The following is an 11,208-nucleotide window of genomic DNA, read 5'->3' as shown; positions in this document are numbered from 1 at the left end:
GGCAGGCGTTCTAACCAACTGAACTACCGGTCCACTCTATGGTGGTGGGGAGTACAAGGCTCGAACTTGTGACCCCCTGCTTGTAAGGCAGGTGCTCTGAACCGACTGAGCTAACCCCCCGAAAAATTCTTAATCGCCGCTCTTTTCGTTTTTTGGTCTTTTGATAATCGCAAGCGGTATCAGTACCAAATAGAAAACTACAAGAACTATCGGCGCTATTGTCCAAGAAAACACACTGTCAATGGGCGCTATGGATAAAAAGATGTATCCGATAATCCCCACAATCACCGCGATAATAAGTAGCGGGACGTTTATTATTGACTTGATATTCATTGCTTTCTCCTCAAATAACGGGTGTAAAATACTTTATTGTACGCATACTTGTCAAGGGTTAAGTTTGTTTTCTACACGAAAAGTTTGTTTTTCTTCTTCTGTCTTTAATGTAAGCGCTTTTTCGAGACGTTCTTGCGTAATATTTGTCATTTCGTTAAAGAGCGTGGCAAGGTCGCGCATCTTATCGCCGTCTCTTAGGTACACGCGTTCTTTGTAGTCGCCGCCTATAACTCGTTTGCAGGCGATTTCCAGTCTGAAAACAGGTCCCGCTATTTTATGCGAGAAAAATACCGTTAAAAACACGATTTGTACAATAGCGAGCAAAAAACCGGGGATTAAAATGTACATCATTGACATAATCAGCAAATCTATGTTTTTTGTGCGATTTGCTACCGAATAATTTTCGTTGAGCGCCTGTCTGGTATTTTCTATCGCCCGTCTGTAATCTTGCACGGTTCTGCTTTCGCGGTCTCCGAAAATCGTGAGATTTGTGTTTACTTCCGAGTTGATTTTCTCTATTGACTGCGAAATGCCCACGCGTAAAGCGAAAACAAAAATCAACGCAATTACAATAAGCATAATGGTCATCGGAATTAAAAAAGACACCATATATGCGCCCTGTATCTCCTTGCTTATGAGAAAATTCTCTCTTTTATACTTGCTCTTTGCCATTTTTTCCCTCCTCCGGATATTCTATTCTTTCGTGAAATATGCCTTTTAGCGCAGGCATAAAACTGTTTACTATATCGACTACCTCGCGGAAAGTCAGTCCGCATTCGTCTAATTGTCCTGAAATTACTATTTTCCGCACGTTGTCGTGTATCTTTTTTCGCAAATCCGACTCACTTTCTCCTTTTAGCGATTTTGACATCGCCTCTACTTTGTCGGCGAGCATAAGAATTGCGGTCTCTTTTGTCTGCGGTTTTTCGCCCGTATAGCTAAAATCTTCGAGTAAAACTTCCTCGTTTTCCTTTTTTGTTTCAAGCGCTTTTTGATAGAAAAAACCTGCCATACCCGTTCCGTGGTGCTGAATTACACCGTTTTTTATGACTTTCGGAATTCTGTAATCGTCTAATAATTCACAACCGTCTTTAATGTGGTTAATAAGAATTTTTGCACTGCGAAGCGGCGTAAGTTTATCGTGCGGGTTCTTTTTGTCTAATTGGTTCTCCGTAAAAAATATCGGATTTTTAATCTTGCCTATGTCGTGATAATAAGCAAGCACTCTGCAAAGAATAGGGCTTACTCCCGCCGCTTCCGCGCCTAGTTCCGCAAGGTTTCCGACAGCCAGACTGTGATTGAATGTGCCGGGAGCCTCTATTGCAAGGCGTTTGAGCAGGGGATTGCTCAAATCTGCGAGTTCCAAGAGCGAGGTTATCGTGGTAATTCCGAACATATATTCAAAAAGCGGGAGCACCAAATATACTATACCTACCGACAACAGCACGCTTAAAGAAGGCGCGAGTATTACGGAAAACAGGGTTTGCGACGAAAGTGTATTGCATATATAGTTAAGCATAAGTTGCGCTAAAATGTTTGCGACTACCATAAATATGATTAATGTTAGCAGATGTTTTCGGTAGCGAATTTTTTGCGCGAAATAGGCGACAAATCCGCCGACAAAAAGAATGCTGAGCGAAATAGGCGTGCTGAACTGCGTGATAAAAAGCATATAAACCGTAAAAAACAACGATAAAAGAAAGCTTATTCTTCTGCCGAAAAGAAGCGACGACAAAATAACCGCCGTAAATATAGGTCCCCAAGATACGATTAAGTCTATTCGTCCGTCTGCCATCTGTATGCCTGCGTTATGTTCGTAAAGCGTTCTTGCGGCGGTTTGCGTAAGTCGAATGAGTGCAAGCTGAATGGCGCAAATAATTGATACCGCCAAAAAGAATTTTTCTCTGTTTAAAAACTGCGGGGCGTAAGTTCCCGAATGAAAGACTACAATTACAACAAGCGCCGCCAAAAGAAGAAATATTATTGCCGTATCAACGATGGGTTTTATTCGGTTTGCCTCTTGTGCGCGTCCGACTTGTTCGTAGCGAAGCGCTTCCAATGCTCTTGCCGCGTCTTCCGTGACCAATTCGTGCGGGCGAATAATCGCTACGTCGCGCATAATCGTTCTTTTTACGGGATTTATTGCCGCAAACATATTTTCAAGGCGGGTTTCGTGATATTCCTGGTCGTAAATCAAGGTTGGCAATCCTACTCTTTGGGCGAGTGCGAGCATAGCCGCGCTTAATTCTCTCGACTGAACATTGTATCTTGTTCCCAAGTAGTTTGCCATTCTGAAATAAAACGCGTGTATGTTTTCGACGCTGTCTATGGGAACCGTTCTTACTTGCAGTTCGTCTCCTTCGCCGCTTACAATTTCAATAAATCCTCTCGGTGAAGAGATAAACGCTTCCCGTGTGTTGTATTCTCTTTGAAGTACCTCGCCGTTTTGGGGGGAAATCGCTACAATTCTGTTCAAAATACCTCTTTGTGCGGAGGCAAGCGCAATTTCTCTGAAATCCACAAGAATTTGAGGGTTTTGCAGGAATACGCGCGAAATCGGCAGAACTTCGTTGTTTTTGTAGTTCTTGGCGAGGTCTATTACGCTGTCAATTCTTGCTTCCATAGTGGAGAAAGCGGAGTATGCATAACGAAATGTCGGCAGAATTCTTTGGGCGACTCTGTCTCTTTCAGCCTGAATTTCTGCGTCTGTTTTCATTACATCGAACGGAAACGGAGCTATTATTAACTCTGCTGATATTTCACCTGCTTGTGGATACATATAAAGAACATCGCGCCTGCTGTACGGAAAAAATACCGCAAGCGCAACAAGAAAAATAAGCATCGCTTTGTAGTGATGTTTCATAAACGAACGAAACGAAAGTATGTCAAGGTCGGAAACTGCGAATTTTCCCGTTTTCCTCTTTTTTACCGGAGTTTGCATAATATATAATTATTGCTCGTTGTTTTCCAGTTGCTCTTCCAAGCGTATTCTTTCGAGTTTCGTGTCAAAAAGCGACCTTTCAGCCTGCTCTGCCTGCGCTTGACTTTCGGCAATTCGTATTCTTTGTTCTTCTGTAGGCGCTGTTGATGCGCCCGCGGTTCTGCCTGCTCCGCAAGCTGTCAAAGACAAGAAAAGCGCGCTGATTGCCAAGCATTTAATCAATCTAACCATTATTTACTCCCGACTTTACAGTCAATAAATTTGTAAATTTCCACACTAATATAATATATTGCCGAAAGTAAAAACGCTCAAATTTTTAATTTTCGGCAAAATTTCCCACTTTTACATCATATCCCTCGTGTATGCCTGCACCAGCGAACGTCGCATAGAAACAAGCGCCTGAGGGTCTGCAAACTCAATTAAAAGCTGCGTGTTAAAATAAAATGTTGCAAACGCTTCGCCTGACCGTTGTCTTTCCAACAGTTCAAGAATGTCGCCCATAATCTGCCGCACTCGTTGTTGTTGCGCACGCGAACTCGTTTCTTCCATTCTTCTTTGCACTGCGGCGATTTCAGGGTCGTCGTTGTTGTTTATTCTTCTGAAACTGTTCACCTGTGCCTTTACGTTTATAAAAAGCATCGGCGTTGCATTCAAAACAGCTTCCTGCGCGGGTCTGCCTCTGAATTTTCTGGATGCCGCCTCGTATCTTCCTGCGTTGAAAAGCGATTGCACTTCTTCCAAAAATCTGTCGCTTCGGACTTTTGCTTCCGCTTGTTTTTGTAGGTTGGAGTTGTGAGTTCGTACCGCTCGCCTGTTTCGATTTTCAAAGTGTGCGCGCGCTCTTTCTTCTTCCGCTCTTGCCGTCGCCTGAATGGAACTGGTTCTCTGTCTCATCATTTCGTTGAATGCACCGCCGCTTTCTTCGCTTGCCATATCGAATGAGCGAATGTTGCTCGCCTGATACTCCGTACGTTGCATTGTAGAGCCCGTCGCCGATATTATTGCACGGTCAATTCCCGCAATTCTGTCTCTGTTTACTCCCGCGGGCATCAGCACGGTGCGCAAAAATACGCTTGCTTCGTCAAATCGCCTTGCGTTAATGAGCGCGTGTCCGTGTTGAACGAGCGAGTCTTCTCTTCGGTCTATGCTTGTGGAAAGATTGTTAAGTTGCATTCTTGTGGAACTTACAAAATTTCGCGGCAAAAGCGCTGTTGCACCTTGCAAATCCACGACAAGTACTTCGATATGCCTGCGTGCTTCCAAGAGACGATTGTCTTTCACAATGCCGTTTAAGGTGTTTATGCGGGTTCCCAGATTTGCCTGCAGATAGTCCGCGTCTTTTTTCGCTTGGATTTGTCGCCGCCATCTTTCCAAATCAGTACTGCTTATGCGTAAAAAACGGCGATTTTCTACGGCATACAAAAATTCTACCTCTGCCTGCGCATAATTGTTTCGGTTGAAAGCATTTGTTATATCCGCAGTCAAATTGTGTGTTACACTTCTCATTTTTTGGTTTATTCTGTCGGCAAATTGATTGGTTGTTCGCGCGTCTATTGCGTCCATTCTGTTGTATAACTGCTGTAAATTGGCGAAATTCGGGCGCGGTTGCAAAAGCTCCCTGTTGAATAAATCGACCAATTCGTTTATTTGTTGCACTCTCGCATAGCGTTGTCTGAAACGCACTTCTTCTTCTTCGAGGGAGATTTGGGACTCCAATTCCGCAAGCCGCCACAGAATATATCGTCTGTTGGGGTCGGTTTCCGCCATTCTTCTGAGCTCCGTCGCAGTTTCTCTTGCGCTTCTTATTGCTCTTTCCTGAGTTAAGCCGCCGCCTTCGCGCGACGCCATTACGAACGCGTTAAATGCGCTCTGAACGGTGGTGTCAATAGCCTCTCTGCTTAAAAACTGGTTGTTTCCGGAGGCAAACGTTATGGAAAACATCAAAAAAACTACAAAAAAAATCTTTTGTCCCGTCATCTAACACTCCTTTTTTATAATTGATTATAAAAAAAACCGACGGTAATATAATTTTTTCCACACTTACATTTGGGAATATTGTATTTTTCAGTAAATAATTATTATTTTTTTGTAAAACAAGGAGAATTGTTATGAACGCAAAAGCGTCAAAAAACGCGAAGCAGGACAGAGGTGCGGCAACATCAGGTATGAGATGCGCAATATGCGGCGAAGAGAGAAAACCCGTAAGAATGATGGGACTCAACAAAAACACTATGGGTTATGAGTGCAAATGCGGACTTTTGACCAAATCACGCGCGCCGATTTCTATTTAATTCGTTGATTTTTGCTACATTTTAAGGGGAGCAGAGTAAATTTGCTCCTTTTTTTTGTTTTATTTTTGTAAAAAAACTGTAAATTCGCGCGTTTCTCTTGGCAGGAGTGCAGAAATATATTATTTTAACAGCGAGTTTTTTGGTTATTTAACTTTTTACTCTATTTTTGGGAGGTCTCTTTATGAGAAAATTGGTTGGTGTTTTAGTGTTATCGATGGTGTTTGCGGCGTACGCACACAATGACGGAGAAGAGCATTCGCACGATGAAATTGCGAATTTGGAAGCGCAGCAGGCGGCTCTTGCTCAACAAGTTGCAAATCTTGAGGCGCAACTTGCGAATTTGGCTCAACAGGCGGCAGTAGTTCCCGTTTCCGCAGTAGTAGAAGCGCCCGCGCCCGTTGCGGCGGCGCCAGCTTTCCCAAGAATTAGACACAGCGGAGGCGTAGGCTTTACTCCTCGTATGGAGACAATCGGAAGATGGGACGCGGACGGCAAAAAAGAAGACATTGCCGCCGACCCGAATTTCCGTCGTTTTATGTTCACTTGGCAATACAGATTGAGCGTTGCCGTAAACGAACAACTTGATTTGACTTTCCGCCTTACAGACCCGTCGGCGAACGCAGGATTTGAAGTTTTTGGTTCAGGTGTTGGCTCAGGCGCGACAAGTATGGATTTGGTTACGCCGAGATTGGCAAACGCTTCTTTCACTTGGAAACCTGCGAGCAATTTCCATTTTTCCGGCGGTTTGTTAGATGTTGCAAGCAACACAGCGCTTGACATTCATGCAACGTATGTAAGAAGAAATCCAACTATGAACTTCTTTAATACTTACGGCAATTCGCTTGCCGGATTTGATTTCTCATTTCCTGTAAATCCGACGACAAGATTGTTTGCAACCGTAGGTATTGCAGATAATCCGATGAGACAAACAGTGCAAGTCGGTGCAGAAGATACAATTGGCGCTCACAATAACGCAAGAATTATCCTTGGCGCGGACTTGGCTTTCAATGAAAGAAAAACTACAGTAAGACCTGCTCTAAACATAATTACAGCTGGCAGAACTTTGGACGGTGAAGGAAAAGAAGTTTCTAACGGAGCAGTTCTTTCACAAGGCGTTGATTTGGGCTTCCGCATTGCGCCTCAGTTTTCTTTGAACGCTAATGTAGGCGCGCTTCAGGATGTTGCAAGCGATTTTGACAAAAAAATCGTTATGGCTACAGGTGGAATTGAGCCCGTTATTACATTCGGCGGCGAAAACAACAGATTGTTTACAGCACGCGTAAGATATGCGCTTGAGGTTTTGTCTAACAATTCCGATAATGCGCCGAGCGATGAAAAAGCTGTTGTAAATTTCATTGACGCGCGTTTTGCGATTGCGGTTAATCCCAGATTGTCAATCACTCCTCGTTTTCGTCATTGGACGGGCAACGGAGTACACGGCGCAACCGCAGCTAACGGTGGTTGGTACAACAGAGCATTTGAAAATTACGGCGACGACAACGACATAAAAAGATCTTTCTCAAGATTTGAAATCGGCTTTGCGTCATCGTTCTGATTTGATATAATTCATCTTTAAGGTGATTTTGGGGCAGGTAGAAATACCTGTCCTTTTTTTGTTTTTGAAGTTATTTGCCGTTATTTTATGTTGACAAATGGTATTTTAGTATAAACAAAGGAGGTTTCTATGGAAGCGATAACGATAAAACCGAGCAAGACATCGGCGAAAATTAACAAAAGTATAATTATAACAAGAAATGTTAAGAATTACACAGACAAGGAAAGAGATAAGATTTTGCGGGGATTTTGTCATCCTGCAATACTCGGTAAAGGAAGGGTTTTAGGTGATATTGTTTCGCCGCTTTACAAGGAGATTGACGAGTGATAGTTCTTGACACGCATATTCTTTAAAAATAATTTTTATAAAAATTTTCACAAAATTTCACAAACCCCTTGATTTTTGCGTTGGCATTTATGTATTTTCCCCCCGTCTGTTAGATGAAATAACGGAAGAGTTAGTAGCTCAGCAGGTAGAGCAACGCCCTTTTAAGGCGTGGGTCGAGGGTTCGAATCCCTCCTGACTCATTTTCAATTAAAGAATAATCCAAATATGAAACTTAATCAAATATTTAAAGAACTTACAGCCGAACTGAAAAAAAATTCGGTGTGCGCTTCGGGAATTGCCGAAAGCGTCGATACTTTTTTAATTCACGATATATACGAAAGCGAAAAATCGCGTTTGTGCGTTGTTTTGGCGCAGGACAGCAAAAGCGCCGAGCGAATTTGCAACGAATTAAATTCGATTGAGGCGAATTCGGCGCTTCTTTTTCCGCAGGCTAACAATATTCCTTATAATATGCGCTCGGTCTTTGGTCCGACCCGCGAGCAAAGAATGGTGGTTTTGAACGATATTTTGGACGGAAACGCAAAAATTGTCGTTATGCCTTTTGCTACGATTTTTGAAAAGGTCGCCTCTCCCGAAAAATTGTTTAATTCCGTGCTGAGCGTTGCCGTCGGCGAGGATGTTTCGCCCGATATATTGGCGCAAAAACTTACAAACGCGGGATTTTCGCGCGAAAGTATGATTACCGCGCCCGGACAATATTCAAAACGCGGCGGGATTTTTGACATTTACGCTTTCGGACACGAAAATCCCATTCGCATAGAGTTTTGGGGCGATACTATCGACTCCATTCGCGAGTTTGACATATTTAAGCAACGCTCCATAAAGCCCGTAAGCAAGATAAACATTTTGCCGATGAAAGAATTTTCGCCGAGCGTGGAGGAACGCGACCTTGCTCTCGTCAAAATAAAAGAATACTGCGAAAAAGAGGGTATCGACAAAAAAAGCTACGATTTTATAGCGCATTCGTGGAGCGTTTTTAACGAAATCGACGGTTTGGAATGGTTTTCGCACTGGTTTGACCTCGAACAGGGAAGCATTTTTGACTATTTTCCCGAAAATTCGCTGATAATTCACAATGACGTTTTTGATTTGGAGCGGATTTTTGAGCGCGAAATCGGGAATTACGAAAACCATAAGGGGCGCGTTCCCGAAGTTGTTGCGCCGTTTGCGTCCAATCCTCAGGATTTGCTTGTCGATGTATCGCAAATTCGGCAAAAATTACAATTTCGACAGTGTTTTTTGAACCAAAAAAGCCCTTCTTTCCCGAATTTTACCTTTGATTTTGCTAATCAGCCACCTTTTTTAGGGGATTTTTCGCTTTTTGTCAATGACCTTAACTACAAATACGAAATGGGTTTTGACGTCAAAATTTTCGCCGAAAACGAGGGGCACGCAAACCGTCTCAGAGAAATGCTCGAAGAAAAACAGCTGAAAAAAATCCCGCCGATTGAAACGCTTTTTTTGCAAAACGGCTTTTTTTCGCTGAGCCAGAAAATTTATTGCTATTGCGACCGAAAAATATTTGACAGAGCGGCAAGCAAAAAAGTTGCTCAAAAACTTGCAAAACGCGCTTCTGCAGTTAATTTCGATACGCTTGAGCGAGGCGACATTGTGGTGCATATCGACCACGGAATAGGCAAATATTTGGGCGTGGACAAAGTAAAAGTCGGCGATTTCGAGCAGGATTGCCTTCTTATAGAATACCGCGACAAGGCGTTTTTGCGGGTGCCGATTATAGACTATTACAAAGTCCAAAAATACATAGGAAAAGACGGATTTGCGCCCGAATTATCGGTTTTGGGAAGTTCGGCGTGGCAAAAACGAAAAGAGCGCACCCGCGAACAACTGCAAGAAATGGCAGGAAAAATGGTGAAACTTTACGCAAAGCGCGAAGTAAACGACGGGCTTATTTGCGCCGCCGACAACAATTGGCAAAAAGAATTTGAAGCGTCCTTTGAATACGAGCCGACTGACGACCAAATTACCGTAATCGAGCAGATAAAAAAGGATTTGTGCGACAAAAAACCGATGGACAGATTAGTTTGCGGCGATGTGGGCTTCGGAAAAACCGAGGTTGCAATGCGGGCGGCGTTCAAAGCGGTTATGAGCGGTTTTCAGGTGGCGGTTTTGGCTCCCACAACGGTTTTGGCGGCGCAACACACAAAAACTTTTCGCGAAAGAATGGCGGAATTTCCCGTAAAAATCCAAGATTTGAGCCGCTTAACGGAAGGCAGAAGCGTGGGCGACATTAAAGACAGGGTCGCAAAAGGCGAAATCGACATATTGGTAGGCACGCACAAAATTTTGGCAAAAGACGTTGAATTTAAGAATTTGGGCTTGCTTATAATCGACGAAGAACAGCGTTTCGGCGTAAAACAAAAGGATAGTTTCACAAATTTTCGGCATTCCATAAACGTTTTGTCGATGAGCGCAACCCCAATTCCGCGCACTCTGCACATGTCGATGGCGGGAATTCGTGATTTGTCGCTGATAAACACTCCCCCGCGAAACCGCCACTCCATAGAGACAAAAATCGCCCAATCTCACGACGATTTAATAAAATCCGCGCTCGAAAACGAACTTGAACGTGGAGGGCAGGCGTTTGTAGTGATGAACAGAATAGAGGGGCTTACGGAATTGTATCTGCGTATCGAAAACCTTGTACCAAACGCCAAAATCGCCATTGCTCACGGGCAAATGGAGGGCGAAAAAATCGACAAAATTATGGAAAAATTTGTCGCGGGGCAATACGACATCCTTGTTTGCACAACGATAATCGAAAATGGCATAGATATTTCCAACGCCAACACAATAATTGTGGAAGACGCGGATAAATTGGGGCTTTCGCAGTTGTATCAGCTTAGAGGCAGGGTCGGAAGAAGCGCGCAACAGGCATTTGCCTACTTTTTGGTAAAAGATTTCCGAAAAGTAAAAGAAGATTCGATGAAACGTCTCAAAGCGCTCGAACAATACACCGACTTGGGAAGCGGATTTCAGCTTGCAATGCGTGATTTGGAACTTCGGGGTGCGGGAAACTTGCTTGGCACCGACCAAAGCGGCTCAATTTCGGCGGTCGGTTTTGAACTTTACTGCCAGCTTCTCAAAGAAGAAATTACGCGCCTGAACAACCTTAACAGCGAAACGGAACAGGCAATCGATACCCAAATGCGCATAAAAATTCACGGCTATTTCCCCTCCGATTACGTCGCCGACACTTCGCTTCAGATTATGCTTTATCAAAAATGCACATCTGCAAAAACGATTGAAGAATTGGGCGATTTTGAGGCGGAAATTACCGATAGATTTGGCGCGTATCCCGAGCCCGTCGGAGAACTTTTGCTTTTTATGAGCATAAAAATTCTCGCGGGGATTCTGAGCGTAAAAGATTTGGCATTGGAGGCAAATGCTTTAACATTAACCCTCGGCGGCGAAAGCGAAAAACAGGCAAAATCGTGCTCGCAATTTATGGCGGTCGAAGAGGCTAAATTCACCCTTGATTACGGCGAGCAAATAAAACTAAAATGCAAAATCTCACAAGGCGAACCTATGGAGCAGGCACGGGCTGTTATGGGAGTGCTTGTGAAGGCGAAAAGCCATCCCGTCGGCGGATGATGTCGCCACTTGCGAACTTTATCTCATCGCCAATATATTACTCGCTCTTTTTTCTTGGGCATCTCTCATCATAGACGCTATCCAAAGTATTGCATAAACACCTGCAATAAAGGTGATTGTCATCAATA

The 11,208-nt window shown here is 43.6% G+C and carries 9 protein-coding genes and 2 tRNA genes; 5 read left to right on the top strand and 6 right to left on the bottom strand.

Features of this window, described 5'->3' with window-relative positions:
* Positions 1 to 42: 42 nt before the first annotated feature.
* The 6 genes from FWE23_08425 to FWE23_08400 all read right to left on the bottom strand — a co-directional run bounded on the left by FWE23_08425 (position 43) and on the right by FWE23_08400 (position 5,251).
* Positions 43 to 120 (bottom strand) — tRNA-Val (locus tag FWE23_08425).
* Positions 121 to 129: 9 nt separating this feature from the next.
* Positions 130 to 333: a hypothetical protein gene (locus FWE23_08420; GenBank protein MCL2845458.1), complete on the bottom strand. Its 204-nt coding sequence runs from the start codon at positions 331 to 333 to the stop codon at positions 130 to 132.
* 51 nt (positions 334 to 384) lie between these two features.
* Positions 385 to 1,005 (bottom strand): hypothetical protein, encoded by a 621-nt coding sequence (locus FWE23_08415; GenBank protein ID MCL2845457.1) that lies wholly within the window; start codon positions 1,003 to 1,005, stop codon positions 385 to 387.
* Positions 986 to 3,274, bottom strand: coding sequence for an HD domain-containing protein (locus FWE23_08410; GenBank protein MCL2845456.1), 2,289 nt, complete (start codon positions 3,272 to 3,274; stop codon positions 986 to 988). The genes FWE23_08415 and FWE23_08410 overlap by 20 nt, the downstream gene beginning before the upstream one ends.
* 9 nt (positions 3,275 to 3,283) lie before the next feature.
* Positions 3,284 to 3,505, bottom strand: coding sequence for a hypothetical protein (locus FWE23_08405; GenBank protein MCL2845455.1), 222 nt, complete (start codon positions 3,503 to 3,505; stop codon positions 3,284 to 3,286).
* Between the two features lie 111 nt (positions 3,506 to 3,616).
* The gene (locus FWE23_08400) at positions 3,617 to 5,251 is read right to left on the bottom strand and encodes a hypothetical protein (GenBank protein MCL2845454.1); all 1,635 of its coding nucleotides are present in this window, start codon (positions 5,249 to 5,251) and stop codon (positions 3,617 to 3,619) included.
* A 131-nt stretch (positions 5,252 to 5,382) separates the two neighbouring features.
* Here FWE23_08400 and FWE23_08395 point away from each other — a divergent pair, with 131 nt between their 5' ends.
* The 5 genes from FWE23_08395 (at position 5,383) to mfd (ending at position 11,080) form a co-directional block, all read left to right on the top strand.
* Entirely contained in the window at positions 5,383 to 5,565 is a 183-nt protein-coding gene (locus tag FWE23_08395; protein ID MCL2845453.1) for a hypothetical protein, read from the top strand.
* A gap of 181 nt (positions 5,566 to 5,746) precedes the next feature.
* A complete protein-coding gene (locus tag FWE23_08390; protein ID MCL2845452.1) occupies positions 5,747 to 7,120 on the top strand; it encodes a hypothetical protein in 1,374 nt (457 codons plus the stop codon).
* A 129-nt stretch (positions 7,121 to 7,249) separates the two neighbouring features.
* Positions 7,250 to 7,447 carry a hypothetical protein gene (locus tag FWE23_08385; protein MCL2845451.1) on the top strand — a complete coding sequence of 66 codons (198 nt, stop codon included), beginning with the start codon at positions 7,250 to 7,252 and terminating at the stop codon, positions 7,445 to 7,447.
* Positions 7,448 to 7,574: 127 nt separating this feature from the next.
* Positions 7,575 to 7,647: transfer RNA gene (locus FWE23_08380), tRNA-Lys, on the top strand.
* 25 nt (positions 7,648 to 7,672) lie between these two features.
* The gene (gene mfd / locus FWE23_08375) at positions 7,673 to 11,080 is read left to right on the top strand and encodes a transcription-repair coupling factor (protein MCL2845450.1); all 3,408 of its coding nucleotides are present in this window, start codon (positions 7,673 to 7,675) and stop codon (positions 11,078 to 11,080) included.
* Positions 11,081 to 11,208: the final 128 nt, after the last annotated feature.

This window comes from Chitinivibrionia bacterium, assembly GCA_009779925.1.
Classification (GTDB): Bacteria; Fibrobacterota; Chitinivibrionia; order Chitinivibrionales; family Chitinivibrionaceae; genus WRFX01.
The sequence above is the reverse complement of the archived record's forward strand: the minus strand, read 5'-3'. Positions and strand labels throughout refer to the sequence as shown.

Excerpts from the sequence above, each read along its gene's own strand:
- FWE23_08395 (MCL2845453.1), top strand. The coding sequence starts at position 5,383 with ATGAACGCAAAAGCGTCAAAAAACGCGAAGCAGGACAGAGGTGCGGCA.
- FWE23_08390 (MCL2845452.1), top strand. The coding sequence starts at position 5,747 with ATGAGAAAATTGGTTGGTGTTTTAGTGTTATCGATGGTGTTTGCGGCG.
- FWE23_08410 (MCL2845456.1), bottom strand. The coding sequence starts at position 3,274 with ATGCAAACTCCGGTAAAAAAGAGGAAAACGGGAAAATTCGCAGTTTCC.
- FWE23_08415 (MCL2845457.1), bottom strand. The coding sequence starts at position 1,005 with ATGGCAAAGAGCAAGTATAAAAGAGAGAATTTTCTCATAAGCAAGGAG.
- mfd (MCL2845450.1), top strand. The coding sequence starts at position 7,673 with ATGAAACTTAATCAAATATTTAAAGAACTTACAGCCGAACTGAAAAAA.
- FWE23_08400 (MCL2845454.1), bottom strand. The coding sequence starts at position 5,251 with ATGACGGGACAAAAGATTTTTTTTGTAGTTTTTTTGATGTTTTCCATA.
- FWE23_08405 (MCL2845455.1), bottom strand. The coding sequence starts at position 3,505 with ATGGTTAGATTGATTAAATGCTTGGCAATCAGCGCGCTTTTCTTGTCT.
- FWE23_08385 (MCL2845451.1), top strand. The coding sequence starts at position 7,250 with ATGGAAGCGATAACGATAAAACCGAGCAAGACATCGGCGAAAATTAAC.
- FWE23_08420 (MCL2845458.1), bottom strand. The coding sequence starts at position 333 with ATGAATATCAAGTCAATAATAAACGTCCCGCTACTTATTATCGCGGTG.